This window comes from Tepidiphilus succinatimandens, assembly GCF_006503695.1.
GTDB lineage: Bacteria > Pseudomonadota > Gammaproteobacteria > Burkholderiales > Rhodocyclaceae > Tepidiphilus > Tepidiphilus succinatimandens.
Genome location: NZ_SBIK01000013.1, coordinates 62,252 through 89,238, shown reverse-complemented (window position 1 = coordinate 89,238; position 26,987 = coordinate 62,252). Strand labels below are relative to the sequence as shown.

22 protein-coding genes and 1 tRNA gene are annotated in these 26,987 nt (G+C 67.7%); 10 read left to right on the top strand and 13 right to left on the bottom strand.

Going from position 1 to position 26,987, the window contains the following annotated elements:
• Positions 1-8 precede the first annotated feature (8 nt).
• From EPD82_RS09015 to EPD82_RS08995, 5 genes are all read left to right on the top strand, one after another.
• Positions 9-1,502, top strand: coding sequence for an efflux transporter outer membrane subunit (locus EPD82_RS09015; protein WP_170210816.1), 1,494 nt, complete (start codon positions 9-11; stop codon positions 1,500-1,502).
• Entirely contained in the window at positions 1,499-2,809 is a 1,311-nt protein-coding gene (locus EPD82_RS09010) for an efflux RND transporter periplasmic adaptor subunit (protein ID WP_141056459.1), read from the top strand. Before EPD82_RS09015 ends, EPD82_RS09010 begins: the two co-directional genes overlap by 4 nt.
• Complete coding sequence (locus EPD82_RS09005; protein WP_055423019.1) at positions 2,806-3,540, top strand: ABC transporter ATP-binding protein; 735 nt, start codon at positions 2,806-2,808, stop codon at positions 3,538-3,540. Before EPD82_RS09010 ends, EPD82_RS09005 begins: the two co-directional genes overlap by 4 nt.
• Positions 3,540-4,739: an ABC transporter permease gene (locus EPD82_RS09000; protein WP_055423020.1), complete on the top strand. Its 1,200-nt coding sequence runs from the start codon at positions 3,540-3,542 to the stop codon at positions 4,737-4,739. The genes EPD82_RS09005 and EPD82_RS09000 overlap by 1 nt, the downstream gene beginning before the upstream one ends.
• 66 nt (positions 4,740-4,805) lie before the next feature.
• Positions 4,806-4,881 (top strand) — tRNA-Arg (locus EPD82_RS08995).
• A gap of 134 nt (positions 4,882-5,015) precedes the next feature.
• Here the strand turns inward: EPD82_RS08995 and EPD82_RS08990 are convergent.
• Both EPD82_RS08990 and EPD82_RS08985 read right to left on the bottom strand, forming a co-directional pair.
• On the bottom strand, positions 5,016-5,504 hold the full coding sequence (locus tag EPD82_RS08990) for a Dps family protein (protein WP_055423021.1): 489 nt from the start codon (positions 5,502-5,504) through the stop codon (positions 5,016-5,018).
• Between the two features lie 94 nt (positions 5,505-5,598).
• Positions 5,599-6,564, bottom strand: a complete 966-nt coding sequence (locus EPD82_RS08985; protein ID WP_141056458.1) for a hydrogen peroxide-inducible genes activator — start codon at positions 6,562-6,564, stop codon at positions 5,599-5,601.
• A 124-nt stretch (positions 6,565-6,688) separates the two neighbouring features.
• Between EPD82_RS08985 and EPD82_RS08980 the strand changes: the two genes are divergently transcribed.
• Positions 6,689-8,176: a DegQ family serine endoprotease gene (locus tag EPD82_RS08980; RefSeq protein ID WP_055423023.1), complete on the top strand. Its 1,488-nt coding sequence runs from the start codon at positions 6,689-6,691 to the stop codon at positions 8,174-8,176.
• A gap of 2 nt (positions 8,177-8,178) precedes the next feature.
• Here the strand turns inward: EPD82_RS08980 and EPD82_RS08975 are convergent, their stop codons facing one another.
• Positions 8,179-9,792: a methyl-accepting chemotaxis protein gene (locus EPD82_RS08975; protein WP_141056457.1), complete on the bottom strand. Its 1,614-nt coding sequence runs from the start codon at positions 9,790-9,792 to the stop codon at positions 8,179-8,181.
• Positions 9,793-9,974: 182 nt separating this feature from the next.
• Between EPD82_RS08975 and EPD82_RS08970 the strand changes: the two genes are divergently transcribed.
• The 3 genes from EPD82_RS08970 to EPD82_RS08960 all read left to right on the top strand — a co-directional run bounded on the left by EPD82_RS08970 (position 9,975) and on the right by EPD82_RS08960 (position 12,681).
• A complete protein-coding gene (locus tag EPD82_RS08970; RefSeq protein WP_141056456.1) occupies positions 9,975-10,523 on the top strand; it encodes a PAS domain-containing protein in 549 nt (182 codons plus the stop codon).
• The gene (locus EPD82_RS08965; protein WP_206202262.1) at positions 10,510-12,120 is read left to right on the top strand and encodes a methyl-accepting chemotaxis protein; all 1,611 of its coding nucleotides are present in this window, start codon (positions 10,510-10,512) and stop codon (positions 12,118-12,120) included. Before EPD82_RS08970 ends, EPD82_RS08965 begins: the two co-directional genes overlap by 14 nt.
• Positions 12,121-12,204: 84 nt before the next feature.
• Entirely contained in the window at positions 12,205-12,681 is a 477-nt protein-coding gene (locus tag EPD82_RS08960; RefSeq protein WP_055423026.1) for a c-type cytochrome, read from the top strand.
• Positions 12,682-12,685: 4 nt separating this feature from the next.
• Here EPD82_RS08960 and EPD82_RS08955 read toward each other — a convergent pair whose 3' ends face one another.
• Positions 12,686-13,402, bottom strand: coding sequence for a cytochrome b/b6 domain-containing protein (locus tag EPD82_RS08955; protein ID WP_055423027.1), 717 nt, complete (start codon positions 13,400-13,402; stop codon positions 12,686-12,688).
• A 33-nt stretch (positions 13,403-13,435) separates the two neighbouring features.
• The gene (uvrA, locus tag EPD82_RS08950; RefSeq protein WP_141056470.1) at positions 13,436-18,934 is read right to left on the bottom strand and encodes an excinuclease ABC subunit UvrA; all 5,499 of its coding nucleotides are present in this window, start codon (positions 18,932-18,934) and stop codon (positions 13,436-13,438) included.
• A gap of 101 nt (positions 18,935-19,035) precedes the next feature.
• On the opposite strand from uvrA, the gene EPD82_RS08945 reads away from it, so the two are divergent.
• Positions 19,036-19,602 carry a TMEM165/GDT1 family protein gene (locus EPD82_RS08945; RefSeq protein WP_055423029.1) on the top strand — a complete coding sequence of 189 codons (567 nt, stop codon included), beginning with the start codon at positions 19,036-19,038 and terminating at the stop codon, positions 19,600-19,602.
• On the opposite strand, the gene pstB is transcribed toward EPD82_RS08945, so the two are convergent.
• The 8 genes from pstB to EPD82_RS08905 form a co-directional block, all read right to left on the bottom strand.
• Positions 19,603-20,397, bottom strand: a complete 795-nt coding sequence (gene pstB / locus EPD82_RS08940) for a phosphate ABC transporter ATP-binding protein PstB (protein WP_055423030.1) — start codon at positions 20,395-20,397, stop codon at positions 19,603-19,605.
• Positions 20,398-20,428: 31 nt separating this feature from the next.
• Entirely contained in the window at positions 20,429-21,352 is a 924-nt protein-coding gene (gene pstA / locus EPD82_RS08935) for a phosphate ABC transporter permease PstA (RefSeq protein WP_141056454.1), read from the bottom strand.
• A 1-nt stretch (position 21,353) separates the two neighbouring features.
• Positions 21,354-22,238: a phosphate ABC transporter permease subunit PstC gene (gene pstC, locus EPD82_RS08930; RefSeq protein WP_055423193.1), complete on the bottom strand. Its 885-nt coding sequence runs from the start codon at positions 22,236-22,238 to the stop codon at positions 21,354-21,356.
• Between the two features lie 152 nt (positions 22,239-22,390).
• Entirely contained in the window at positions 22,391-23,392 is a 1,002-nt protein-coding gene (locus EPD82_RS08925) for a PstS family phosphate ABC transporter substrate-binding protein (RefSeq protein ID WP_141056453.1), read from the bottom strand.
• A 116-nt stretch (positions 23,393-23,508) separates the two neighbouring features.
• Positions 23,509-23,925: a DUF423 domain-containing protein gene (locus EPD82_RS08920; protein WP_206202260.1), complete on the bottom strand. Its 417-nt coding sequence runs from the start codon at positions 23,923-23,925 to the stop codon at positions 23,509-23,511.
• Between the two features lie 58 nt (positions 23,926-23,983).
• Positions 23,984-24,877, bottom strand: coding sequence for an aromatic amino acid exporter YddG (gene yddG, locus EPD82_RS08915; RefSeq protein WP_141056452.1), 894 nt, complete (start codon positions 24,875-24,877; stop codon positions 23,984-23,986).
• Positions 24,878-24,953: 76 nt separating this feature from the next.
• Positions 24,954-25,661, bottom strand: coding sequence for a 5,6-dimethylbenzimidazole synthase (gene bluB / locus EPD82_RS08910; RefSeq protein WP_141056451.1), 708 nt, complete (start codon positions 25,659-25,661; stop codon positions 24,954-24,956).
• Between the two features lie 17 nt (positions 25,662-25,678).
• Positions 25,679-26,977 carry a cobyrinic acid a,c-diamide synthase CobB gene (locus EPD82_RS08905; RefSeq protein ID WP_055423035.1) on the bottom strand — a complete coding sequence of 433 codons (1,299 nt, stop codon included), beginning with the start codon at positions 26,975-26,977 and terminating at the stop codon, positions 25,679-25,681.
• Positions 26,978-26,987: the final 10 nt, after the last annotated feature.

The window sequence follows — 26,987 nt, the reverse complement described above, 5'->3', positions numbered from 1 at the left end:
ATCCCTCCATGGAGCCGACCATCCCGCTCTTCCGGTTTCCCACGCGCACAGCGGCGCTCTTGGCCGCCTGTGTGTGCGCGGCCTGCGCCATCGTCACGGTGCCGCCGCAGGCGCCACCTCCGCCGGCGGCGTTTCGTCAGGCCGCACCGGAGGCGGACGAGGCCGAGCTCACCCAATGGTGGCGCCATTTCGCCGACCCCGTGCTCGAGGAGATCGTGGCCAAGGTGCGCCGCGACAATCTCGACCTCGAAGCGGCGCTCGCGCGCCTGGCCCAGGCGCGGGCGCAGCGGCGCGCCACCGCCGCCGATCTCGGCCCCACCATAACCGGCAGCGGCAGCGCCGCGCGCAACCGCACGAGCGCCGAAACGGGCATGGGAACGATCGAAAACCAGTTCCAGGTCGGCTTCGACGCGCAATGGGAGCTCGACGTCTTCGGCGGGCGGCGGGCAGCACTGCGCGCGGCCGAGGCGCAGCAGACGGCAGCCACCTATGATCTGGCCGACGTGCTGGTGAGCACCACGGCCGAGGCGGCGCAATCCTGGTTCGACGCGCGCACGGCGCACGCTCGCCTGACGCTGCTCGAGGCGCAACTCGTGGTGCTCGAGCGCAGCCTGGCGCTCGCCCAGGCCAAGGCCGCCGCGGGACTGGTGAGCGAGCTCGACGTGCGCCAGGCCCAGACTCTGCTCGCGCAGACCCGGGCGCAGCGCGCCGCGCTCGCCCAGGGCCGGGAGAGCGCCCTGAATGCGCTCGCGCTGCTCGCCGGAGAAGCCCCGGGTTACTGGCACGAGCGACTCACGCGCGACCAGCCGCCAGGGCCGCCGCCCGCCGCCGCGGGGGCCAAACCGCCGGAGCTCGCCTATCTCGCACCCTGGGTGACGCGCCTGCCGCCCCTGCCCGCGGCCGGCATTCCCGCCGACGTGCTGCGCCGCCGCCCCGACGTACGCCGCAGCGAGGCGCAGCTCGCCGCCGCCGCCGCGCAGCGTGACGTGGCCGACGCGGCGCGCTACCCGAGCTTCCCCTTGAGCGGCAGCCTGGGCCTTACCGCGCTCACCGCAGGCGATCTGTGGCAGGCGAGTGCACGCACCTGGAGCCTCGCGTTCGCGCCGCTCGCCACCCTCTTCGATGGCGGCAAGCTGTCGGCGCAGCTGGAGGCGAGCGAAGCGCAGCTCATGCAAAGCTTTGCCGACTACCGCAAGAGCGTGCTCAGCGCCCTGAGCGAGGTGGAGAACGCCCTCCTCACGCTCCAGGAAGACGACCGCCGCCTGGACGACCTGCGACAGGCAGCCGACAGCGCCCGCGCGAGCGTGGAGCTGGCGCTCGCGCAATACCGCTCGGGCCTGACCGACTACACCGTGCTCATCGACACGCAGCGCACCTGGCTCTCGGCCACCGACGCGTTCGTCGCGCAGCAAGGACAGAACGCCGGCGACCGCGTTCGTCTCTACAAGGCGCTCGGCGGCGGCTGGCCGGGCGAGGCGCCGCAGGAGGAAACCGTCCGATGAACGAAACTGCTCCCAACTCCGCCGACGCCGTGCTCGACACCTCGCATCTGCGCGCCGAACTCGCGCGCCTACGCCGGCGGCGGCGCATCATCCTCGCCGGCGGGCTCCTCGTCCTGCTGCTGGCTGCCGGCCTGTGGTTCGTCGGCAAGCGCGGCGGGGAACCGGTGAGCGTGCGCTACCTCACCGACGCGGCCCAGCGCGGGGATCTGTCGATCACCGTCACTGCCACCGGCAACCTCAGCCCGACCAACCAGGTCGACGTCGGCGCCGAGATCTCCGGCACGATCCGCGAGGTCTACGTCGATTTCAACGATCCGGTCAAGGTCGGCCAAGTGCTCGCCCGGCTCGATACGCGCAAGCTCGAGGCGCAGCGCGTGCAGGCCGAAGCGAATCTCGCCCTGGCGCGCGCCAAAATCCCGCAGCTCGAAGCCACCCTGACGGAAGCCCGGGCCAAGCTGCAGCGCCTGCAGCACGCCGGCAAGCTCAGCGCCGGCCAGGCCGTGGCGCAACAGGATCTGGACAGCGCCGCCGCGAACGTCGCCCGCGCCGAAGCGGAGCTGCTGCAAGCCAAAGCCGAAATCAAGGCCAGCGAAGCGCAGCTCACCTCCATCCTCACCGATCTCGACAAATCCGTCATTCGCAGCCCCATCGGCGGCGTGGTGCTCAAACGCAGCATCGACCCTGGGCAGACGATTGCCGCCTCGCTGCAGACGCCCGTGCTCTTCACCCTGGCCGAGGATCTCGCCCAGATGGAGCTTTTGGCCGACGTCGACGAGGCCGACGTGGGCAAGGTAGCCGAAGGGCAGAGCGTGAGCTTTACCGTAGACGCCTATCCCGACCAGCCCTTCAGCGGCCGGGTAAAACTCGTGCGCTACGGTTCGGAACTGGTCAACGGCGTGGTCACCTACAAGACCGAAATCACCGTGGGCAACCCCGAGCTCAAGCTGCGCCCGGGCATGACCGCCACCGCCGAGATCCTCAGCCAGCACCTCGAAGACGTACTGACGATTGCCAACGCCGCGCTGCGCTACCGCCCGCCCGAAGCGGCGCCCAAACCGGCCGCGGGCAGCGGCGGGCTGGGCGCACTCTTCCGCCCCCCCTTTCCCGCTGCGCCTACGCCACCGCCCGAGAAGAAGACGCGCGAAGAAGCCACGATCTGGGTGCTCGGCGAGGACGGAGCCCCCGCCCCCGTGCGCGTACGGCTGGGCCCTTCGGACGGGCGGCGCACCCAGGTCCTGGAAGTGCGCTCCGGCAAGCTCGAACCGGGCACGCCGGTCATCACCGCCACGGAGCGCCCCAAGCCATGAACGGGCCGCAGCGAGAGGGCGCGCCGTCCACCCGCGCACCGCTCATCCGCTTGCGCGGCGTCGAGCGCGTCTATGGCCAGGGCGACGCGCGCGTCGTCGCGCTGGGCGGCATCGACCTCGACGTCTGGCCGGGCGAGTTCGTCGCCCTCATGGGACCGAGCGGTTCGGGCAAATCGACCACCATGAACATCCTCGGCTGCCTCGACACCCCCACCCGCGGCAGCTACCGGCTCGGCGACGTCGAAGTCACCGAACTCGACAACGACGGACGGGCGCTGCTGCGCCGCCATACCCTGGGTTTCGTCTTCCAGGGCTTCCACCTGCTGCCGCGCGTCACGGCCCAAGAAAACGTCGAACTGCCCCTCGTCTATCAGGGAGTACCGGCCCACGAACGGCGCCTGCGCGCGCGTGAGGCGCTCGCGCAGGTCGGGCTTTCCGGCCGCGAGCACCACGTGCCGAGCGAACTCTCCGGTGGGCAGCAGCAGCGCGTGGCGATTGCCCGGGCCATCGTCGCCCAGCCAAAAGTCTTACTCGCCGACGAGCCCACCGGCAACCTCGACTCCGCCCGCAGCCACGAGATCATGGCGCTCATCACCCGGTTCAACCGCGAACGGCACCTCACCATCGTCATGGTGACGCACGAACCGGACATCGCTGCCTACGCCCAGCGCGTGGTGCACTTCCGCGACGGGCACGTCGAGCGCATCGACGGCGCCGGGGAGGCGGCCTGATGCTGGGCAATGCGCTGCGCGAAGCGATCCGCTCGCTGGGCAGGAACGCCCTGCGCTCCTTTCTCACCGTGCTCGGCATCGTCATCGGCGTGGGCGCGGTGATCGCCATGGTCACGCTCGGACGCGGCGCCACCCAGGCGGTCTCCGACCAGATCTCGTCGCTGGGCAGCAACATCGTCTTCCTGCGGCCTTCGCGCGGCTTCGGCCCGGGGCAGAACGTCGTTCCCTTCAAGGTGGAGGACGCGCTGGCGATCGCCCGCGAAGTGCCCGGCGTGGCCTGGTCGACGCCGGTGTCGCTGCGCACCCTCACCGTGGTGGCCGGCAACCAGAGCTGGAGCACCACCGTGGTCGGGGCGGGCGAGGGATACCTCGAAGCGCGGCGCTGGGAAATCGTCAAGGGCCGCGGCTTTACGCCGAGCGAACTGCGCGCCGGCGTGGCTTCCTGCATCGTCGGGCAGACGGTGGCGCGCGAGCTCTTCGGCAGCGAAGATCCCATCGGCCAGCGCATGCGCGTGGACAAATTCTCCTGCGAGATCATCGGTCTGCTGGATGCAAAAGGCCAGAGCGCCATGGGCACCGATCAGGATGACATCGTAATCATCCCCTTGCGTACCTACCAGCGGCGCATCTCCGGCACCACCGACGTGGACTCCATCCAGCTCTCGCTTGCCGACGGCATCGACAACGAGCGCGTGCTCGCGGACATCCGGCTCGTGCTGCGCGAGCGCCGGCACCTCTCGGCCAACATGGAGGACAACTTCCGCCTCATCGACTCCAAGGAGATCGAGCGCACGCTCACCAGCACCACGCGCATGCTCACGGTGCTGCTCGGGGCGGTGGCCGGCATCAGCCTGCTGGTGGGCGGCATCGGCATCATGAACATCATGCTGGTGTCGGTGACCGAGCGCACGCGCGAAATCGGCATCCGCCTGGCGATCGGCGCGCGCGCCGCCGACGTCATGCTGCAGTTCCTGGTCGAAGCCGTGGTGCTCGCGCTGCTGGGCGGGGCCATCGGCATCACGCTGGCGCTCGTCTTCTCGCTCGTGGCCGCGCAGAAACTGGGATTCCCCTTCTCGCCGGATTACGGCATCGTGCTGATCGCCGCACTCTTCTCGGGCGCCATCGGTATCGTCTTCGGTTTCTTCCCGGCGCGCCGCGCCGCCCGGCTCGATCCGATCGAGGCGTTGCGGCACGAGTAGGGCGACCGCGCTGAAACCGGCGGCGCACGCGGCGCATTTTGTGCGATAATTTGACTTTACCTTCCCGCGCCCGTAGCTCAGGGGATAGAGCGTTGGCCTCCGAAGCCAAAGGTCGCAGGTTCGATTCCTGCCGGGCGCGCCACTTCTCGATTTCCCCCTCCCCTCCTTCCCCCTCTCGCTTTTCCCCGAACGAAAGGCGTCCTCCCCTCGATACCTACAAAAAAAGCCGACCGGTTTCCCGATCGGCCACCGCAGCATATCCTGCGCAAGGAGTGATCACTCGAGCAGGCTGCGCAGCATCCAGGCGTTCTTCTCGTGGATCTGCATGCGCTGCGTGAGCAGATCGAGTGTGGGCTGGTCGTTGGCCTTCTCGGCCACGGGCAGCGTCTCGCGTGCCGTACGCACCACCGTCTCCTGCCCCTTGATGAGATAGCGGATCATGTCCTCGGCCTTGAGACCGGGCTTGGGCTCCTCGAGCCGGGTGAGTTCGAGAAACTCGGCGTAGGTTCCGGGTGCCGGGTACCCCAAGGCGCGGATGCGCTCGGCGATGTCGTCCACCGCCGTGGCGAGCTCGGTGTACTGCTGCTCGAACATCAGGTGTAGGGTGTTGAACATCGGCCCCGTCACGTTCCAGTGGAAGTTGTGCGTAGCCAGGTACAGCGTGTAGGAATCGGCCAAGAGCTTGGCGAGCCCCTCGGCGATCTTCTTGCGGTCTTTTTCGTCGATGCCGATGTCGATGGCGGTACTGTCTTGCCCTTTGCTCATGCTTCTCTCCTTGAAGGAACCTGACGCAGATCAATATAGCGCATGCCGGCGAGGCTGACAAATCGTCACCGGCAATCGCTCACTTCACTCCAGGTTATGACGTTGCCTCGGCCGGGCTCTGCTCCTCGGGCAGACGCCGCGGCGCCGGGCCAACCGGGCGCACGCCAGGCAGATCGGCGGCGAAGATGGCGCGGCGCAGCACGTCGATCGCGCCGTGGCGCGGATAGGTGACACGCCACACCAGTACCACCCGGCGGTAAGGTTCGGGCTCGGCAAAAGGTCGCACCGCGAGCAGGGGGTTCATGCGCGAGGCGTCGTCGGCGGCCGACGAGGGCAATACCGTCACGCCCAGGCCGCTCGCCACCATGTAGCGGATGGTTTCGAGAGAACTTCCGGCGAGCGCCTCCTGCAGCGGCGAATTGCTCACGCATTGCGGGCACACTTCCAGCACCTGGTCGCGGAAGCAGTTGCCCGCGCCAAGGAGCAGCACGTTTTCCTCGGCAAGCTTGGCCGCCGGAATGCGATCGAACGTCGTCCAGGGATGCTCGGCCGGCATGAGGACGCGGAAAGGCTCGTCATAGACCGGCTGCGTGACGAGCCCCGGTTCGGAGAAGGGCAGAGCGAGCACGGCGACGTCGATCTCGCCGTGCTTGAGCTGCTCGGCGAGCTTCGCCGTGTAATCCTCGTGAATGATGAGCGGCATTTTGGGGGCGAACTCATGCACGAGTGGAATCAGCCGCGGCAGCAGGTAAGGGCCGATGGTAAAGATGACCCCCAGCCGCAGCGGCCCGATGAGAGGATCCTTGCCCGCCTGGGCGATCTCTTCGACGCGCTGCGCCTCGCGCAGCACCCGCTCGGCCTGCTCCACCACCTGCCGGCCGATCTCGGTGAGTTTGACCTCGTTGGGGTTGCGCTCGAAGAGCAGCACCCCGAGATGCTGCTCGAGTTTCTTGATCGCCACCGAGAGCGTGGGCTGACTCACGTGGCAGCGCTCGGCGGCGCGACCGAAGTGCCGCTCCTGCGCGAGCGCGACGAGATAGCGCAAATCGGTGAGCGTCATGATGAATCCCCCTTGCCGGCAACCGTCTTCGGCCAGTGTATCAAATCTTTTTACCATCGATGCCGGCGTTTTGTTCCCGAACGATCCCGTACAATGAGCTTTTTCCCGCATGGAAGGAGTAGCCATGAATGGAGTGTGTCCGCGGCATCCTACCCCTGCCGGCCTGCGCCGTCGCGGCGTGGCGCTGGCGCTCGCCTTCGCCTTGGGAACGGGCATCGTGCCCGCAGTCGGCGCGGCTGAACCGGCCTTGCGCCCCGTGCTTTTCGGCGGCTCCGAGCAGCGCCTGCCGGATTTTGCCGACCTGGTCGAGCAGGTGACTCCGGCGGTAGTCAATATCACCGTGCTGAGCCGTTCGAGCGAAGAAGCCCTGCCCTTTCCCTTCGACGAAAATGATCCTTTCTTCGAATTCTTCCGCCGCTTCGGCATCCCGTTGCCCCAAATGCCCGGCGGACGGGGCGAGGCGCCGGTGCAGCGCGGCCTCGGCTCCGGCTTCATCGTCTCGGCCGACGGCTACATCCTCACCAACGCCCATGTGGTGGGCGAGGGCGGCGAGGGAACTGACGTCACGGTCCAGCTCGCCGACGGGCGCAAATTCCCGGCCAAGGTGGTCGGCGCCGATCGCCGTACCGACATCGCCGTGGTCAAGATCGACGCCAAGGGTCTGCCGACGGTGAAATTCGGCGATCCCGAGAAGGCCCGCGTCGGCCAGTGGGTGATCGCCGTAGGTTCCCCCTTCGGCTTCGAGCACAGCGTCACCGCCGGCATCATCTCGGCCAAGTCGCGCCGCCTGCCCGACGAAACCTACGTCCCCTTCATCCAGACCGACGCGGCGGTCAATCCGGGGAATTCGGGCGGACCGCTCTTCAACATGGACGGCGAGGTGATCGGCATCAACAGCCAGATCTATTCGCGCTCCGGCGGCTACATGGGCATCGCCTTCGCCATCCCCAGCGACGTGGCGCAGGAGGTGAAGGATCAGCTCATCGCCTACGGCCGGGTGCAGCGCGGCAAGCTCGGCGTGGTCATCCAGGGCATGGACGAGGAACTGGCAAAGAGCTTCGGGCTCGACAAGCCTGAAGGAGCCCTGGTCGCCAATGTCGAAGAAGGCAGCCCGGCAGCCAAGGCCGGCATCCAGGCGGGCGACGTCATCGTCGCGGTCGACGGCCAGAAAGTCAAAGATTCCGCCGACCTGCCGCGCCTCATCGGACGGCGCAAACCGGGCGAGGCGGTACGCGTCGAGCTCCTGCGCCAAGGGAAACGCCTGGAGAAGAGCGTGACGCTGGCCGAACTGGACGAGGACACGGCGCGCGCGGCGGTCCCTGGCAAGAAATCCCCTGGAGAGCCGAGCGCAGCAGGCATCGCCGTGCGCCCCCTCACCGCCCAGGAGGCGAAAGAGCGCGGCCTGGAAGAAGGTGGCGTGCTCGTGACCCGCGTCGAAGGGCTGGCAGCGCTCGCAGGCTTGCGCCCAGGCGACGTGATCCTGGCAGTGAACCAGCAGCCGGTGCGCACGCCGGAGGAATTCCGTCAGGCGGTGAGCAAGGCCGGCAACCGGTTCGCAGTGCTCGTCGATCGCAACGGCATGCGGCTCTTCATCGCCATCCGGCGGCAGTAAACTCACTCCACGCGGAAGCGGCGCACGCGCTCGACGAGCTGCTGCGCCTGCGTCTGCACCTTCTCCACCGCCGAGGCCATGGCATCGACTTCGGCATCGAGCCGTCCCGTCTCCCGCGCGATCCCTTCGACCGCGGATGCAGCCTGCTCGGCCAGCTCCCGCTCCTCTTCGGTCGTGACGGTGACCGCATCGAGCCGTCGGCCGACGTCGGCCACTGCCGCTCCGGCCTCGGCCAGACGCTCGGTCACCTCGTCCGAGACGCGGCGCACTTCCTTCAATTTTTCCTGGCCGGACTCGAACGCGGCGTAGAGCTGATCGCTGCGCTCGACCACGGCGGCGGTGATGGTGTCGATGCGCCCGGCGGCGGCACCGGACTTCTCGGCCAGTTTCCTCACTTCGTCGGCCACCACCGCGAAGCCCCGCCCCGCCTCGCCGGCGCGCGCGGCTTCGATCGCGGCGTTGAGCGCCAAAAGATTCGTCTGGTCGGCGATTTCGCGCACTTCCTGGGTGATGACCCGGATCTCGTGCGAGGATTGGGTGAAGGCTTCCATCGCCTCGACCAGCGAGGAGAGCGCCTCTTCGATGGCCGCGAAGGCATCGACGAGGGCGGAGAGCCGTGCCCGGCTCGTCTCGGTGCGCTCGCGGCTCACCTGCGACTCGGCCTGGATGGCCGCGATCTCCGCGGCCACCCCGACCGCCGCCTCATGCAGCCGCCCGATCAGCTCCCGTACCTGGGCCACCACGGCGTTCTGCGTTTTCGCCCCGGCGCGCACCGCATCGCCGCTGCGCGCCATCTCCGCCGTCGCCTCTTCTAGGGTAGTCACGGTGCGCTTGACCTCGCGCACCAGCTCGGCCACCGTCTCGAGCATGCGGTTGAAGCCGGCGGCGGCCGCGCCGATCTCGTCGTCGCGCTCCACCGGCAGGCGCCGCGTCAGGTCGCCTTCGCCCTGGGCGATCTCCTCGAGGCTGGCGACCAAGTGCGCCAAGGGCCGCGCCACCGAGCGGCGCACCACCCAGGCGATCACGCCCACGGCAAGCAAGGCGAGCAGCACGGCGAAACTTCCCACCCAAGCGGCAAAGCGGCGGGTGGCGGCGTCCGACTCGCCGAGCGAGATGCGCATGCTCACCGCCCCCAGCACCGTACCCTCCGGCACCTGGTGGCAGACGATGCAGTTCTTCCCGAGGTAGTCGGTCGCCGCCTTGGCCGGATAAATGGCGCGCAGTGCCCGGGCTCCGTCGCTCTCCTCGATCGCCAGGTAGGTCTGGCCGGAGGCGAGCACCTGCGCTTCCACCGCGTCGGGCTCCTTTTCCAGCCCGCCCTTGCCGTAGAGCGCCGTCACCGCTTCGCCGCGCAGTACTTCCAGGCCGCTCACCGCCGTAAGCTTGCGGATCTGGTCGAGAAAAACGTCGCGCTGCCCCACGGTGCCAGTGACCATCATCGCCGTGAGCCCAGCCATGGTCATCTCGTTGATCGAGGCGGCGAAGCGCTCCGCCTGGTCGCGCGCCATGGTGCGCGAGGCGGCCATGCTCCAGGCGACCATCACCGCCAGCCCTGCCACCAGCACGATCCCGATCGCGGCGATCAGGCGCCGCGCCACCGAATGTCTCGTTCGCATCGTTCGCCGCTCCTTCCCCTGCCGCATTGCCATGCGCCACGGGGCCATGGGTCTCATGATGCAGAATAACGCAGGGCGGCGCAAGCGAGCCGCTGAAAAGAGGGCAAAAAATCCTCCAGTTCAATCCTCTTGCGCCGATAATCCTCCCGTAAGATAGATGTCAGCGCCAGAAGGAGACCTCGATGAAACCCAAGATCACCCCGACGAACGTGGAGGTCCACTTCTCGCCCGACGAGATCATCGTCAGCAAGACCGACCTCAAAGGGCGCATCACTTACGCCAACCGCGTATTCATGCGGGTGGCCGACTATTCCGAGGACGATCTGCTGGGCGTGCAGCACAACATCGTGCGCCACCCCGACATGCCCAGAGGCGCCTTCAGGCATCTGTGGGACACGATCCAGCGCGGCGAGGAGTGGTTCGGCTTCGTCAAGAACATGACCGCCAAGGGGCACTACTACTGGGTGTTCGCCAACGTCACCGTCGATCGCTTCGGCGACGAAGTGCTGGGCTACTACTCGGTACGCCGCCAGGCCCCGCCGCAAGCGATCGAGGCGATCGCGCCGATCTACGCCGAAATGTTGCGCATCGAGCGCGAAGCCGGGCCGGCGAAAGCATGCGAGGCCTCGCTCGCCTGGCTGACGCAGAAACTCGAGGCGCTCGGCACCACCTATGAAGCGCTGGTGCTCGAGCTCTTCTTCCAGGGGAGAAAAACCCATGTCGCTCCCTAAAAACGCGCCAGCCGCCGATTCCCGGGCGCTGCTCTTGCAGCCCACGAGCGAGGCGAGCCGCACCATTCCCTTCATCTGGCAGCGCGTACGGCTTGTGAGCCTCGCCTACGTCGCCCTGATCCTGGGGCTTGCCGGGCATTCGCTTTGGCACCACGGCCCAACCCTGCTCAATGTCGCTGCACCGCTGCTGGCGATTGCCTTCGCCTGGTACGCCTACCGCTGGATCACGCATCCGTTGAAGGCGCTCGCGCGCATGAGCGATGTGCTTTCCCAGGCCAAGCAGGGCTGTCTGAGCGTGCGCATCACCCGCACCAAGGGGCTGGGCGAGATCGGCAAGATCGCCTGGGAATTGAACGATCTGCTCGACGTGATGGAAGCCTACTTCAAGGACGTCAATACCTGCTTCGACCGTGCCGCCCGCGGCGACTTCCATCGGCACGCCTTCGTCGACGGCATGCCGGGCGAGATACGGCGCTCGATGGAGTCGATCAACCTGGCGCTTACCGCCATGGAACGGGCCACCGAGCTTGCGGCGAAGAACCGCCTCAACAGTGGCCTGCACCAGATCAACGTCGATAATCTCCTGCGCAACCTCTCCGGCAACCAGGCCGACCTTCTGGAGGTAAGCGGGCGCATGGACGAGATAGAGAAACTCGCCCTGCGCAATCAGCAAGGCGCATCGGAAAGCCTGACGACCGCACGCCAGCTTGCGCAAGCCCTTACCACGATCGATCACAACATGGCGTCGATGGCCGAGACCGCCGGTTCGCTCGAAGAGGCGAGCCAGTCGATCGGGCACACCGTGCAGATCATCGCCGAGATCACCGAGCAGACGAATCTGCTTGCCTTGAACGCTGCCATCGAAGCCGCGCGCGCCGGTGAAGTGGGGCGCGGCTTTGCCGTGGTGGCCGACGAGGTACGGAAACTGGCCGAACGCACGCGGGTCGCCACCGACGAGATCGGCGGCGTGGTGGACGCGCTACGGGCGCGGGTCGGAACGATGGTGCAGCAGACCCGTGCGATGAGCGAAGAAGCGAAGACCGTCAGCGACCAGGTCCAAGGATTCGAGCACCGCTTCGAGGCGGTCGCCCAATCGGCCGAAGCGACGATCTCGGCGCTGGAGCAGGCCAAAGACCTGGCCTTTGCCTCGCTGGTGAAGCTCGATCACATCATCTACATGCAGCGCGGCTACGTGGCGGCAGAGCGGGGCGGCGAAGGGGAAGAAGCTCGGGCAGTCGGTTCGGATCACACGCAATGCCGGCTGGGCAAATGGTACTACGAAGGGTATGGCAAGGAACATTTCTCCCGCATGCCCGCATACCGAACCCTGGAAGAGCCGCACCGCCGCGTCCACGCCGGCGTCCATGCCGCCATCGAAAAGGCGCGCAAGGACTGGCTGCACGATGCCAAGATACTGGATGCCATCATCGAGCACATGCGTGATGCCGAACAGGCAAGCCAGGAGGTCATCCGCCTCATCGGCGAGATGGTCAAGCAGAAATATGGTGATCAGGTCCCCGCCCCTGGCGCTGCCATAGCGGCACCCTCGGGCAGCCGAAGAGCGCGGGAGATGCGCCGGGGTTCCGGCAGAGGGTGACGGCGGGGGGAAGCCTCTTCTCCTCGCCATTTCCAGTGACATTGTCTATACTGAAGCGGCATTCTTTTACATAGGACAAGACCCATGAAGAAACTGCACCAGATCCTGCTCTTTGCCACCGCGATGGGGCTTGCCGGCGCCGCAGCCGCCCAGGCGCTCAAACCGGAAGAGAAAGTGAAGTACCGTCAGGCCGCCTACACCTTCATGGCCTGGAACATGGAGAAGATCAAGGCCCAGGCCGTCGACGGCAGCGCCCCCTTCGACCAGGCCCAGGTGGCGGCAGCCGCCAACGCCATCGCCGCCGCAGCCAATTCCGGCATGGGCGCGCTCTACAGCCCCGACACGGTGGGTGCCGTCGGTTTCCACAAGAGCCGGCTGAAGAAGGAATTCTTCGAGCAGCCCGACGAAGTGCGGCAGGTAGCGACCAACTTCGCCGAACAGGCGAACAAACTGGCCGAAGTGGCCGCCGCCGGCGACAAGGCGGCAATCGCCAAGCAGTTCGGCGAAGTGGGCAAGGCCTGCAAATCCTGCCACGACAAGTTCCGCATGAAAGAAGACTGAATCCTCACCAGTCCATTCCCGGCACCGGCGCCACCGGCGCGGGCGCCGGGATCCAGACGCCGCTCGCCAGATACACCACGGCAAGCGCCACCGCCACGGTGAGCGCGAGGCGCAGCGCGTAGGTCTTGTTCCCCCATTCCACCCGCGGCACGTCCTGCACACCCGGCGGCAGCCGGCGATAGCCGGTGACCATGGGGCGCACCAGATCGTCCTTTTTCACCACGGCATAGAAGACGATGGCGCCCACGTGCAGCAGCACGATCAGCCATAAGAGCGGCTCGAGCGCGCGGTGCCAGCCGGTGAGGCGGAGCTGCCAGTCGCCGTCGATGAGGGGCGCGAGCGGGCCGCGAAAGGAAATCTCGTCGTAGGTGAAAAGCCCCAAGAGCGCCTGCAGGCCGAAGAGTCCGAGGAGCGCCAGCACCGAAAGCGCTCCCAGAGGATTGTGCCCCACGCCATGCCATTGCCCGCGCAGATAGGCAAGGATCTCGCGGGGGCCGCGCACGAAGGTGCAAAAGCGCGCCGTCTGCGGGCCGACGAAGCCCCACTGAAGCCGCCAGACGATGAGCCCCAGTACCGCCAGCCCGAAACCCTGGTGCCAACGCATGGCGTTGCCACCGATCTTGACCGAGACGACCGCCCCGACCACGCAGGCGACCAGCGACCAGTGAAAGAGCCGCAACGCCGGATCCCAGACGGGGATATCGCGGTTTTCATGTGCCATCGTCTTCTCCTCACTTGTACGGAATACGCTCGCTCACTTCAGTAAAGCATCTTTGCGACGGGCGAGCACGCGCTTGAGCGCTTCGCTCGTCGCCCCCGATCCCCGCCGGCGCAGGGATTCCACGGTTCCATGATGGACCAGGCGCCCGCCCTCCTCGCCCCCGCCGGGGCCGAGATCGACGATCCAGTCGGCTTCGAGCCACACGTCCGGGTCGTGTTCGATGACCACCACCGTGTGACCGTTCTCCACCAGCCGGTGCAGCACGTGCAGCAGCTTTTCGATGTCGGCCAGATGCAGGCCGACGGTGGGCTCGTCGAGCAGATAGAGGGTGGGCGTGTGGGCCGGGCGCGAGAGCTCGGCGACGAGCTTGAGCCGCTGCGCTTCGCCCCCGGAGAGGGTCGGGCTGGGTTGCCCCAGACGCAGGTAGCCCAGTCCCACTTCCTCCATCCAGCGCAGGGGCCGCGCGATCGCCGGGTGGGCGGCGAAGAATTCCGCCGCCTGCGCTACCGTCATCGCCAGCACGTCGGCGATGGAGGCGCCGCGCCAGCGCACCTGCAGGGTCTCGGCGCGGTAGCGGCTGCCGCCGCAGGCTTCGCACGGTTCGCGCACGTCGGGCAGGAAGGCCATTTCCACCGTGATCATGCCTTGCCCCTCGCACACCGGGCAGCGTCCTTCCCCCGTGTTGAAAGAGAACCAGGCCGGGGCCCAGCCGCGGGTACGGGCTTCCTGGGTTTCGGCGAAGAGGCGGCGGATGGGATCGAACACCTTGAGGTAGGTGGCCGGGCAGGAACGGGGGGTCTTGCCGATGGGTGTCTGGTCGACTTCGAGGAGCCGTGTGAGCGCCTCGCCGCCTTCGAGGCGTTCGCAGCCGACGGGTCGGCCTTGGCGCAGGCTCTGGGCAAGCACCTCGCGCACCAGGGTCGATTTGCCCGAACCGGACACGCCGGTGACCACCGTGAGGCGCGCGAGCGGCAGACGCACATCGATGCCCTGCAGGTTGTGGTGCCATGCGCCACGCACCCACAGGCTCGCCGTGTCGTCGACGACGGGCCGCGGCGGTGCGAGCCGGTGCGCGATGGGGGTACGCAGCATCTTGCCGGTGAGCGAGCGCGGCGAGGCGAGAATGACCGGCAGCGGCCCTTGCGCCACCACCTCGCCACCGTGCTCGCCCGCGCCGGGGCCGAGGTCGATCACCTCGTCGGCGCTGCGGATCATCGCCTCGTCGTGTTCGACCACCAGCACGGTGTTGCCGCGGCGCTGCAGCCGGCGCAGCAGGGCGATGAGGCGTTCGTCGTCGCGCGGGTGCAGGCCGATGGTGGGTTCGTCGAGCACGTAGCACACGCCGCGCAGGGTCGAGCCGAGCTGGGCGGCGAGCCGGATGCGCTGCGCTTCGCCCCCCGAGAGCGTGGGCGCGGCGCGCTCCAGCGTGAGATAGCCCAGCCCCGCTTCGCACAGGAAGGCGAGGCGCTGCGCGATCTGCGGCAACACTTCGGCGGCGATGCGCCGGCTGCGTTCGTCCCACTGCGCGGCGGCTTCGTCGAACCACGGCCCCAGGCGCGCGAGCGGCAGGCGCGCGAGCTGCGGCAGCGTCATCCCCTGCAGTCGCACGGCGCGGGCGTCGGCGTTGAGCCGGCTGCCGTCGCACTCTGGGCAGGGCTGGGCGGTGACGAGGCGTCCCTCGACCTCGCGCTCGGCCTCGAGCGCCTGCGGCCGGCCGTCGCGCAGCGTCGCGCCTTCGCCCAGCAGTTTCCGGCCGGTGCCGAGGCAGGCCGGACACCAACCCAGGGGCGAATGCTGCGAGAAGAGGCGCGGATCGAGCGGCGGAGCGCCCTTGCCGCAGGAGGGACAGACGTGGGCGCCGGCGAAGAGGTGCCAGCGACCGAGCCCGTCGCGCACCTTTACCCCTTCGCCCACCTCCAGCGCCTGCTGCACGGCCCGCTGCAAGGCGGCCGCATCGGTGGATGCGAGCCGCTCGATCGGCAGATCGATGTCGTGCTCGCGGTAGCGGTCGAGCTTGGGCCAGGGGTTGGTGGGAACCTCCTCGCCGTCGACGAGCAGCGTCGCCACGCCGCGTCGTGCCGCCCAGGCGGCCAGTTCCTTGTAGATCCCCTTGCGGCGGCGCACGAGCGGGGCGTAGAGGGAAAGCGGCGAAGGCAGCGTCGCCAGGCGCTGCGCCAGGGAGGCGGCAGCGAGCGGTTCGAGCGGCACGCCGCACTCGGGGCAATAGGGGGTGCCGAGGCGGGCGTAGAGGAGCCGCAGGAAGGGGGCGATTTCGGTGAGCGTACCCACCGTGCTCTTGTAGCCGCCGCGGCTGGTGCGCTGTTCGATGGCCACGGTGGGCGACAGGCCGAGGATGCGGCCCACCGCGGGCGGCGGGGGCGGCTGTACGAACTGGCGCGCGTAGGCATCGAGCGCCGTGAGGTAGCGCCGCTGCCCTTCGGCGAAGACGATGTCGAAGGCGAGCGTCGATTTGCCCGAGCCGGACACGCCGGTGACCACGGTGAGCCGCTCGCGCGCGATCGTCACGTCGAGGTGCTTGAGGTTGTGCTCGTGCGCATCGACGATCTCGATGCCGCGCTGCGGCGCGGGGCCGTACAACGGAGTCGGTTCGGCGGCAAGCGGCAGGGCCGGCGCGGCGAAGACGAAGGTGCGCTCGCGCAGCGCCCGGCCGGTGGCGGTATCGGCCGCGGCGAGCATGGAGGGCGGCCCTGCATGGACGATCCGGCCGCCGCCTTCGCCGCCTTCTGGGCCCAGTTCGATCACCCAGTCGGCGGCGGCGATCACGTCGAGGTGGTGCTCGACCACCACCACCGCCTCGCCCTGTTCGGTCAGATCCTCGAGCACGCGCAGCAGGCGCGCGACTTCGTGCTGGTGCAACCCCGTCGTGGGCTCGTCGAGCACGTAGAGGGTCTTGCCCGCGCCGCGGCGTTCGGCAAGCCGCGCGGCAAGCTTGAGGCGCTGGGCTTCGCCGCCGGAGAGCGTGGGCGTGGGCTGGCCCAGGCGCAGGTAGCCCAGCCCGAGCGCGACGAGCGGCTGCAGGTGCGCCGCAGCCGCCTTGCCCTGCGGCAGGCGGGAGAGGAGCGCCAGGGCCTCGTCCACCGTGAGCTCCAGCCAGTCGGCGGCGTTCTTGCCGGCCAGCCGCACGCGCAGCACTTCGGGGCGGAAGCGCCGGCCGTCGCACACCGGGCAGCGCAGATAGACATCGGCGAGAAACTGCATCTCCACGTGCTCGAAGCCCGAGCCGCCGCAGGCGGGGCAGCGCCCTTCACCGGCGTTGAAGCTGAAGCTGCCGGCGGTAAAGCCGTGGGCGGCGGCCTCGGGCTGGGCGGCGAAGAGCCGGCGCAGCGCGTCCCAGGCCCCGGTCACCGTCACCGGCATGGAGCGCGCGCTCTTGGCAAGCGGCGTCTGGTCGATCCAGACGAGATCGGCGAGCATCTGCGCCCCTTCGAGCGCATCGTACGGCCCCGGCGCATCGGCCTCGAGCCCCAGCGCCCGCGACACGGAGGGCACGAGCACGTTCTCGACCAGGGTGGACTTGCCCGAACCGGACACGCCGGCGATCACCGTCAGTCCCGACAGGGGCAACGCCAGGTCGATCCCTTTGAGGTTGTGTTCGCGCGCGCCGCGCAGGTGCAGCCAAGGCCCGTCGCGCACTTCGCGCGCGGCGCGTTCCGCCTGCACCCGCAGCCGGCCGCTGAGATAGGCGCCAGTGAGAGAGGCTGGATGCGCCGCGATGGCCGCCGGCGGCCCTTCGGCCACCAGCTGCCCGCCTTGCGCCCCCGCCCCCGGTCCGAGGTCGATCACCCAGTCGGCGGCGGCGATCACCTGCGGGTCGTGCTCGATCAGCACCACGGTGTTGCCCAGATCCACCAGCCGGCGGATCGCGCCGATGAGCCGCGCCACGTCGCGCGCGTGCAGCCCGGCGGTGGGCTCTTCCAGCACGAAGAGCGTCTCCACGAGCGAGGTGCCCAGCGCCGTGGTGAGGTGGATGCGCTGCAGCTCCCCGCCTGAGAGGGTGCGCGAGGCGCGATCGAGGGTGAGGTAGCCCAGCCCCACTTCGCACAGATAGCCCAGGCGGGTCGCGATTTCCTCGAGCACCTGCCGCAGGGTCTTGCCCTGGATGCCGGCGGCGCAGCGGTGCACGAAAGCGGCCGCCTCCTCCACCGGCAAGGCGAAGAGCTCGGGCAGGCTGTGACCGGGAAGACGTCCAGGTGGCGGCGTCTCGTCCGGGGCAACCAGACGCCAGGCGAGCGCCTCGGGCTTGAGGCGCGTGCCGTGGCAGTCGGGGCAGACGGTATAGCTGCGGTAGCGCGACAGCAGCACCCGCACGTGCATCTTGTAGGCCTTGGATTCGAGCCATTCGAAGTAACGGCGCACGCCGTACCAGTGCTGCGGCCAGCTCGTCTCCCAGTCGACCCAGTCGGGGTCGCCTTCGAGCACCCAACGTTGCTCCGCCTCGCTCAACTCGCACCAAGGCACGTCCAGGCGCACTCCGGCGGCCGGGGCGAGCATCTCCAGTTCCTGCTGGCATTGGGCCGAGAAGCCCCCTTGCCAGGGTCGGATCGCCCCCCGGCGCAGGGACAGCGAGGGATCCGGGATCACCTTGTCCCAGTCGATGCCGATCACCCGTCCGAAGCCGCGGCAGGTCGGGCAGGCGCCCACCGGGGAATTGAAGGAAAAGAGCCCCGGCGAAGGGTCGGAAAAGGACAAATCGCAGCCGCCGCAGTAGCGCTCGCGCCGGTATTCGCGCGCGGGCAGCCGCTCGCAGGCAGGAGGCTCGCCCGTCTCCGGCGGCTCGCCCAAGCGCGCCCTGAGTTCGTCCCAGTCGGCAACCGCCAGGCGTCCCTGCCCTTGGGCGAAAGCCGCCTCCAGCGCTTCGGCAAGCCGCCGTTCCTCGGCCGTTTCGCGGCGGAAGCGATCCTGCACCACCCACCACCACCAGCGCCCCTCACCGGCGGGCGTGCGGGCGACGATGCGAGAATAACCCTGGGCGGCGAGCCCTGCGCGCACCGTCTCGGCGGGTAGCCGCTCGGGCACCGGCACGGGGTAGAGCACGGCGAGCCGCGCGGCCGGGGCAAAACGCCGCGCCAAGTCGGCGGCCACCGTCTCCGGCGTGTGCGGCACGATCTCCTCGCCGCAACCGGGGCAGAAGAGCCGCGCGGCACGGGCGTAGAGCCATTTGGCGTGATCGGCGATCTCGGTGAGCGTCCCCACCGTCGAGCGCGAGGTGCGCACGTGGGTGCCGCCCTCGATGGCGATCGCCGGCAGCACCCCTTCGATCTCGTCGACTTCGGGTGCATCGAGCCGCTCGAAGAACTGGCGTGCGTAGGGGGAAAAGGTCTCGACGTAGCGGCGTTGCCCCTCGGCGTAGAGCGTCTCGATCACGAGCGAGGATTTCCCCGCCCCCGAGACGCCGGTCACGGCGATGAAGCGCCCCGTGGGTAGCTCGACGTCGAGGTTCTTCAAGTTGTGCTGGCGCGCGCCGCGGATGCGGATACAGGAGGCGGTCGATCTTCCCTCGTCTTCGTGCATGGTTTCCCGTTCATCCCGGCCGGCGAACCCGCCGGCGAACTTTAGGATCATAGCAAGTGCGCCGCTATAATGCGACTCACCCCGCCTTTGACCGCCAGCCGATGGAAGCCTTTCTCACCGCCACCGGGCTCGTCGCCCTCGCCGAAGTCGGCGACAAGACGCAGCTCCTCTCGCTCGTACTCGCCGGGCGTTACCGCGCGCCGTGGACGATCTGTGCGGCGATTTTCTTTGCCACGCTCGTCAATCACGCCGGCGCCGCAGCGCTGGGGGCGGCGGTGACGCAGTGGCTCGGGCCGGACGTGCTGCGCGCGGTGGTCGCGATCTCTTTCGTCGCGCTGGGGCTGTGGCTGCTGGTACCGGATACGATCGATGAAGACGAGACGAAGACGCGGCCGGCGGTAACGCGCACCCGCATCTTCACGATCGTGTCTTCCGCTTTCTTCCTTGCCGAGATGGGAGACAAGACGCAGATCGCCACGGTGGCGCTCGCCGCGCACTATTCGCCCTACGCGGCGGTGGTGGCGGGAACCACGGTGGGGATGATGCTCGCCAACGCCCCCGTCGTGTGGTTCGGCGAGCGCCTCACCCGCCGCCTGCCGGCCAAGATACTCCACGTCGCCGCGGCGCTCGCCTTCGTCCTGCTGGGGATCGCGGCCTGGTGGTGGTGATCAGCCGAAGCGCCCGGTGATGTAATCCTCGGTCTGTTTCTTGCGTGGGCGCACGAAGAGTTCGTCGGTGCGGCCGAACTCGACGAGCTCGCCCAGGTACATGAAGGCGGTATAGTCCGAGATACGCGCCGCCTGCTGCATGTTGTGGGTGACGATGAGGATGGTCACCTTTTCCTTGATCTCGGCGATGAGCTCCTCGATGCTCGCCGTGGCGATGGGATCGAGCGCCGAGGTGGGTTCGTCGAAGAGGATGATCTCCGGATCGGCCGCCAGCGCCCGGGCGATGCACAGCCGCTGCTGCTGCCCCCCCGAAAGGTTGAAGGCCAGGTCGTCGAGCCGGTCTTTCACCTCCTCCCACAGCGCCGCTCCGCGCAGCGCCTCCTCGACCTTTTCCTCCAGCACCGAGCGGCGCTTCTCGCCGCGCACCATCAGGCCGTAGGCCACGTTCTCGAAGATCGTCTTGGGGAAAGGGTTGGGTTTCTGGAACACCATGGAGATGCGCATGCGGATCTCGATGGGGTCGACCGCGGGCGAGACGAGATTGACGTCGTCGGGATAGAGGCGGATCTCGCCTTCGTAGCGGTTGCCGGGATAGAGGTCGTGCATGCGGTTGAAGCTGCGCAGCAGGGTCGACTTGCCGCAGCCCGAAGGGCCGATGAGGGCCGTGACCATGCGCTCGGCCACCGGCAGATCGACGTTCTTCAGCGCGTGGTTGTCGCCATAGTAGAAATTGAACTTGCGCGTCTCGGCCTTGAGCGGTTCGGAGACGATCGTCGCGTTGTTCTGTTCGCTCATGCGCAGATTCCCAGGAAAAGAATGGAGAGGCTCACCATTTCAGCTTGGCGCGGATACGCGAGCGCAGCCAGATGGCGATGCCGTTCATCGCGAGCGTGGCCACGATGATGACGATGCCGGTGGCCGCCGCATTGACGTGGAAGGCGCTCTGCGGGCGCGACAGCCAGTTGAACATCTGGATGGGCAGCACGGTGAAGGGCGAGAAGAGCCAATCGAAAGGTCCAGCCGGCGGATCGCCGCTGAAAGGGATCGGGGGCAGGAAGGCGATGAAGGTGAGCGCGCCGATGGTGATCACCGGCGCGGTCTCGCCGATGGCGCGCGACAAGCCGATGATCACGCCGGTGTAGATGCCGCCCGAGGCGTAGGGGATGAGGTGATCGCTCACCACCTGCCAGCGCGTCGCCCCCAGCGCGTAGGCCGCCTCGCGGATGGCCACCGGAATGGCGCGCAGCGCCTCGCGGGTGGCCACGATGATGATGGGCAGGATCATGAGCCCGAGCGTGAGCCCCGCCGTCAGGATGCTGTGCCCGAAGCCGAGGATATAGACGAACAAGCCCAGGGCGAGCAGGCCGTAGATGATGGAGGGCACCGCCGCGAGGTTGGTCACGTTGATCTCGATGAGCTCGGTGACCCAGTTCTTCGGCGCGTATTCCTCCAGATAGATGGCCGCAGCCACGCCCAGCGGCACGGCGGTGAAGGCAGTAACGATCATCACCAGCGCCGAGCCCACCCAGGCCGAGAGAATGCCGGCCTCTTCCGGGCGGCGCGACGGGAAATTCAGGAAGAACTCGGGCGTGAGCCGGCGCCAGCCGTCGAGCACCAGATCGAGGAAGAGCAGCGTGAGGATGATCACGCCGAGCGCCGTGGCCAGCAAACCGACGGTGCCGACGATGAGATCCCAGCGCTGGTTCCTGGCGATGACGCCGCGCAGCTCCATGCTTTCCTTACTCGCCATGTCAATACACCTCGCGAATGCGCCGGCGCAGCATCTGGCCGATCAGGTTGAACACCAAGGTGATCACCACGAGCACCAGGCCCACGGCGAAGATGCTCTGATAGCCGATGGAGCCGTGCGGCAAGTCGCCCATGGCCACCTGCACGATGTAGGCGGTGATGGTGGCGGCCGGCTCACGCGGGTCGAAGGTGAAGTTTGGCTGCTGACCGGCGGCGATGGCCACGATCATCGTCTCGCCCACGGCGCGCGAGATCCCCAGCACGAAGGCGGCCATCACGCCGGAAAAGGAAGCCGGCAGCACCACCCACATCGCCGTCTGGAAGCGCGTCGCTCCCATGGCGTAGGAGCCTTCGCGCAGCGCCATCGGCACGGCGCGCATGGCGTCCTCGGCGACCGAGGCGACGTAGGGTACGATCATCAGCCCCATCACCAAGCCGGCGCTGAGCATGTTGAATCCGGGCAAGCCGGGAATGATCTTCTGCAGCAAGGGGGTGACGAAGAGTAGCGCGAAGTAGCCATAGACGATGGTCGGCACGCCGGCGAGCAGCTCGAGGAAGGGCTTGAGCACCTCGGCCAGTTTCGGCGGGGCGAACTCGGAGAGGTACATCGCGATGAGAAAGCCGAGCGGGCCGGCCACGACGAAAGCGATGAACGAAGTCACCACCGTGCCGACGAGCAGCGGCAGCATGCCGTAGGAAGCACGCTCGAAGAGCGGCGTCCATTCGGTGCCGGTGAGAAACTCGACGAGGGAGACGTGGGCGAAAAAAGTCGAGGCCTCATAGAGCAGGATGGCGACGATGGCCACCGTCACCGCCACGGCGCAGAAGGCCGCCACGAAGAGGATCGCCTCGATGACGCGTTCCTTGCCGTTGCGCACGTGGCGCATCGTGCGGATGCGGTCGAGGTAAAGGGAGGAAGGACTGCCACCCGTTTCGGTCGCCGTCATTGCGTCGCTCATGGTGTGCCTGACCGTAAGATGAGGCAAATGATGAAAAATGCCATCGACGCCTGATCGCGCCGATGGCCCGGTGGTGAAACTTACAGTTTGCCTTCACGTTCCAGCAATTCTTCGACCTTCACGCCAACGTCGGGCTCGCCGCCGAAGGCCGTGCCTTTCTTCATCGCCTTGAAGTTTCTCAGGGCCATCTCGTAGGCCTTGGCGGGCAGATCGACGTAGCCCACTTCTTTGGACAGTTTCGCCGCATTTTGCAGATAGAACTCGACGAACTCGCGCACTTCCGGTTTTTCCTGCGCCGCTTTCGCGTTCACATAGATGAAGATCGGGCGCGACAGCGGCTGATAGGTACCGTTGTTCACCGTCTCCACGCTAGGCGCCACGGCCGGGGAGTTCTCGTCCTTCTTGATCTTGACGGCCTTGACCTTGTCCTTGTTTTCCGTGTAGTAGGCCAGGCCGAAGTAACCCAACGCCCCCACGTCGCGGCTGACGAACTGTACGATCACGTTGTCGTCTTCGGAGGCCATGTAATCGCCGCGGCTCGACTTCGATTTGCCGACGACGGCTTCGGTGAAGTAGTCGAACGTGCCGGAATCGGCGCCGGGACCGGCAAGCTTGAGGGGACGATCGGGGAAGCGCTCGGAAACCTTCTTCCAGTTGTCCACCACGCCCTGGGCGGCCGGCTCCCACATCTTCTTGAGCTCGGCCACCGTCATCTCCTCGGCCCAGTCGTTCTTCGGGTTGATCACCACGGTGAGGGCATCATAGGCCACCGGCAGCTCGATGTATTCGATGCCGGTCTGGCGGCACGCCTCCATCTCCTGCTTGAGGATCGGCCGCGAGGCATCGGAGATGTCCGTCTCGCCGCGGCAGAATTTCTTGAACCCGCCGCCGGTGCCGGAGATCCCCACCGTGACTTTCACGGCCCCTTTCTTCAGCTTTTGATATTCCTCGGCCACGGCCTCGGTGATCGGATAGACCGTGCTCGAACCGTCGATTGCAACGATCTTCTGCTGCGCCTGGGCCGTACCGATGAGACCAGCGAGCGCCAGCGCCCCAAGCCAGATGCGTTTGTTCGATTCCATGGATCGACTCCTTGTGCGAAAAAGGGTTTTGCAGGAACGATCGTCCCGACCCCCGCAAGTCTAGAGCGCAATTGTTACAGGTCCGTGAAATTTTAACGCCATCAAAGGCCAGATGCTCATCGAGACCCCTCTTCCGTCGAGGAAATGGCACACCAGACCCCGACGCCGAACGCCGCCCAGCCGGCAAGCAGCATCGTCCCGCCCAGCGGCGTCACCCACACGAGCGGCAGCCATTGGGTGAGGGCATAGCCGTAGAGACTGCCGCAAAAAGCGAACACCCCGCCCGTCCACAGCCCCGCCGCCAGCCTCAGGGCGCGGCTGTTCCAGCCCACGGCCCCCAGCACCCCCAGAGCCAAGAGCGCCAGCGCATGGACGAACTGGTAGAACACCGCCGTCTGCACGTTCTCGTAGAGCGCGGCGGCAAGATGCGGCCGCAGCGCGTGCGCGCCGAACGCTCCCAAGGCCACTCCCAGGAAGCCGAAGCACGCCGCGGCGAGGAGGGAAAAGCGGAAAGAAGTCATCACCCGTTTCACGAAGCCTCCTCAGAGCCTATGAATCGATCTACTGCTTGGTCCGATTGCGACGATTTCTTCACGGGCTCTCGGTCGGGGAAACGGCACGTTTCCTCCGCGCCCAGCCCGCCACCAGCGAGCCGCCCACGATCGCCAGTGCCGCGGCCGCGAGTCGTGCGCTGGGCTCGGCCAAACCCAGAATCATCAGCAAGAGCACGGAGATGAGCGGAGCGGCGTAAGAGAGCACCCCAAGGAGCGCGATGTCCCCGTGCTTGACGCCATGATCCCAGGTGAAGAACGCCACTCCCACCGGACCCAGCCCCAGGGCGAGCAGCGCGAACCAGCCCACCACCCCATCGGGCCATACCGTCGGCTCCCAAGCGAAGTGCACCATCCAGGCAAGCAGCGCCGTTGCCGCGCAGAACCACCCGACCGCCTCGCTCGGCACGCGCGGCAAGAGGCGCGAGAGCACGGAATAGGCCGACCAGATGAGGGCACAGGCGAGGGCGAGCAGATAGCCACTCAGGTGCGCGGGCGCGAAACCCGTTTTTCCTCCGAGCAATACCCACACGCCCCCGAGCGCCAGCGCCGCGCCGACGAGGTGGCGCAGCCGCAGGCGCTCGCCCGGCAGCAAGGCAGCAAAGAGCACGATCAACAGCGGCCACAGATAGGCGATGAGGCTCACCTCCACCGCCGGCGCCCGCTGCATGGCGGCGAAATAGCAGGCGTGGTAGCCGAAGAGCCCGCCCACTCCCAGCAGCCAAGCCGCCAGCGGCTGGCGCGCCTGGGCAAGGCCCCAGTGCCCCTGCAGACGCCAGCGCAACAGCATGAGGGCGAACGCCAGGGTGAAGCTGGTGGCGAGCAGCTGGAACGGCGGGATGCGCCCGCCGGTGAGCGCCGTGAGCGGCGCGAGCGTCCCCCACAGGGCGATGGCGCTCGTCCCGATGAGGGTGGCGCGGACGACAGGCTGCATGGTTTCCCCAACCGAACGAAAAGCGCCAAGATTGTAACCGGGCATGCCGTGAAGCACTGCGGCCAGGCGGAGCGCTTCACCGGGAAGATGCGAGGCCTCTATCTTCTTCCCAGCCAGGCACGCCAAGCGGCCAAAAATTCTCGGCGAATACTTCGGCAGGTGGGCGTCGGCTGGCCCAATGTGCTTCTTCCAGCATCGGCCGCGGATAGAAAGAGGCCACATGGCCCAGGCACAAAACGGCCAAGGGCTTGGCCCCCTCTGGCATCCGCAGCAAGTCGGCCAAACGCTGCGGGTCGAACAGCGACACCCAGCCCATGCCGAGTCCTTCGGCGCGGGCGGCAAGCCATAGATTCTGGATTGCACAGGCCAGCGAAGCCACGTCCATCTCCGGCAGGGTTCGCCGCCCGAATACATGCCGCTCCCGCCCCGGAGCAAGGGCGACGACGAAGAGCTCGGCAGCTTCGAGGATCCCTTCCACCTTGAGGCGCAGAAATTCCTCACCCCGCTCGCCCAGGGCCCGGGCCGTCGCTTGGCGCTCTTCCTCGACCAGGCAATGGATCGCCTGCCGCAAAGCACGGTCGGTGATGCGAAGAAAACGCCAAGGCTGCATGTAGCCCACGCTGGGGGCCTGATGCGCCGCCCACAATAGACGCTGCAGTACTTCCGGATCGACCGGATCGGGCAGGAAATGGCGCATGTCGCGGCGTTCGGCAATGGCGCGATACACCGCCTCGCACTCCACCTCGGAAAAACGATGGGGAGAAGGGGGCAAAGAAAGGGTCATGTCTCCGTGCACTCCGTTCAGCCGTTCATCGACCCCAACAGCGCCGCCACCGCCGCCGGGTTCGACGGAAAATAGAAATGCATGTAGCTCGCCGTGAGCCGGCCGCGGCGGTAGATCGCCTCGCCCCCCGCGCCGCGGGTCTTGCGCGCGAAGACCAGCGGCGGGAGTTCCGTCTCGAAAGTGGAATAGTGGAAGGTGTGACCGGTGAGGCGCCCCTCGGGCAGTTCCGCTTCCAGCACGCCAAGGCCGGCGAGCCTCGATTGCATGCACGCCTGGCCCGGCAGAAGCCCGAACATCGGCCAGGATCGGCCCGCGGCATCGACGAGGGTCTCGGCGCAGGCGATCATACCGCCGCACTCGGCGAGCAGCGCCTTGCCCGCCTGCACGTGTGCGGCGAGTGCGGCAGCCATCGGGCGGTTGGCAGCGATCGCCGCCGCGTGCAGCTCGGGATAGCCGCCGGGCAGCCATACGGCATCGCACGGCGGCAAGGCGGCGTCCGCGAGCGGGGAAAAGAAGGCCGTGCGCGCCCCGAGCGCGTGTAGGGTCTCGAGGTTGGCCGGATAGAGAAAGCAGAAAGCCGCGTCGCGCGCCACCGCCACCGTCTTGCCGGAAAGAAGCGGCGGCAGGGGCGAGGGCGTATCCGCCGGGAGAAAAGTGACGGGCGGCGGTAGCTCCGCGGCCTCGGTCTGGCCGATGGCCTCGGCCATGCGCTCGAGTCGAGCTTCCAGGTCGGCGATCTCGGCCGCGGGCAGCAATCCCAGATGGCGCTCGGGCAGCGCGATGGCCTCGTCGCGCGGCAGGTGCCCCGCCCAGGCGATGTCCTCGGGCAGCGTGTCGCGGCACAGCCGCGCGTGCATGGCGCTGCCGGTGCGGTTGGCGAGCACGTGGGTGATCGGCGCGCCCTCGCGGTAGTGCTTCAATCCCCAGGCCACGGCGCCGAAACTGCCGGCCATGGCGCTCGCGTCGATGACGAGCAGGATGGGAAGATGCAGGCGGCGCGCGAGTTCGGCGGCGCTGGGTTCGCCGTCGTGCAGCCCCATCACGCCCTCGACGAGGATGAGGTCGGCTTGCCGCGCCGCACGCGCCAGGCGCCAGCGGGCGTCTTCTTCGCCAGCCATGCGAAAGTCGATCGTCTCGCAGGGCGCGCCCGACGCGAGTTCGTGGATCTGCGGATCGAGGAAATCCGGCCCGCACTTGAAGACGCGCACCCGCCGCCCCTGGCGCGTGTGCCAGCGTGCGAGCGCCGCCACCACCGTGGTCTTGCCGTGGCCGGAAGCCGGAGCGGCGACGAGCCAGGCGGGGCAGGTCAATTCCATGATGCCCCCA

Bases quoted from the DNA above. Each gene is read 5' to 3' on its own strand.
- EPD82_RS09015 (WP_170210816.1), top strand. From the start codon at position 9: ATGGAGCCGACCATCCCGCTCTTCCGGTTTCCCACGCGCACAGCGGCG.
- EPD82_RS08955 (WP_055423027.1), bottom strand. From the start codon at position 13,402: ATGGCACATGAAAACCGCGATATCCCCGTCTGGGATCCGGCGTTGCGG.
- yddG (WP_141056452.1), bottom strand. From the start codon at position 24,877: ATGCAGCCTGTCGTCCGCGCCACCCTCATCGGGACGAGCGCCATCGCC.
- EPD82_RS08990 (WP_055423021.1), bottom strand. From the start codon at position 5,504: ATGAGCAAAGGGCAAGACAGTACCGCCATCGACATCGGCATCGACGAA.
- EPD82_RS09005 (WP_055423019.1), top strand. From the start codon at position 2,806: ATGAACGGGCCGCAGCGAGAGGGCGCGCCGTCCACCCGCGCACCGCTC.
- EPD82_RS08960 (WP_055423026.1), top strand. From the start codon at position 12,205: ATGAAGAAACTGCACCAGATCCTGCTCTTTGCCACCGCGATGGGGCTT.
- bluB (WP_141056451.1), bottom strand. From the start codon at position 25,661: ATGACCCTTTCTTTGCCCCCTTCTCCCCATCGTTTTTCCGAGGTGGAG.
- pstC (WP_055423193.1), bottom strand. From the start codon at position 22,238: ATGCGCCACGTGCGCAACGGCAAGGAACGCGTCATCGAGGCGATCCTC.
- uvrA (WP_141056470.1), bottom strand. From the start codon at position 18,934: ATGCACGAAGACGAGGGAAGATCGACCGCCTCCTGTATCCGCATCCGC.
- EPD82_RS08945 (WP_055423029.1), top strand. From the start codon at position 19,036: ATGGAAGCCTTTCTCACCGCCACCGGGCTCGTCGCCCTCGCCGAAGTC.
- pstA (WP_141056454.1), bottom strand. From the start codon at position 21,352: ATGGCGAGTAAGGAAAGCATGGAGCTGCGCGGCGTCATCGCCAGGAAC.
- EPD82_RS08970 (WP_141056456.1), top strand. From the start codon at position 9,975: ATGAAACCCAAGATCACCCCGACGAACGTGGAGGTCCACTTCTCGCCC.
- EPD82_RS08925 (WP_141056453.1), bottom strand. From the start codon at position 23,392: ATGGAATCGAACAAACGCATCTGGCTTGGGGCGCTGGCGCTCGCTGGT.
- EPD82_RS08975 (WP_141056457.1), bottom strand. From the start codon at position 9,792: ATGCGAACGAGACATTCGGTGGCGCGGCGCCTGATCGCCGCGATCGGG.
- EPD82_RS09000 (WP_055423020.1), top strand. From the start codon at position 3,540: ATGCTGGGCAATGCGCTGCGCGAAGCGATCCGCTCGCTGGGCAGGAAC.
- pstB (WP_055423030.1), bottom strand. From the start codon at position 20,397: ATGAGCGAACAGAACAACGCGACGATCGTCTCCGAACCGCTCAAGGCC.
- EPD82_RS08905 (WP_055423035.1), bottom strand. From the start codon at position 26,977: ATGGAATTGACCTGCCCCGCCTGGCTCGTCGCCGCTCCGGCTTCCGGC.
- EPD82_RS08980 (WP_055423023.1), top strand. From the start codon at position 6,689: ATGAATGGAGTGTGTCCGCGGCATCCTACCCCTGCCGGCCTGCGCCGT.
- EPD82_RS08985 (WP_141056458.1), bottom strand. From the start codon at position 6,564: ATGACGCTCACCGATTTGCGCTATCTCGTCGCGCTCGCGCAGGAGCGG.
- EPD82_RS08965 (WP_206202262.1), top strand. From the start codon at position 10,510: ATGTCGCTCCCTAAAAACGCGCCAGCCGCCGATTCCCGGGCGCTGCTC.
- EPD82_RS09010 (WP_141056459.1), top strand. From the start codon at position 1,499: ATGAACGAAACTGCTCCCAACTCCGCCGACGCCGTGCTCGACACCTCG.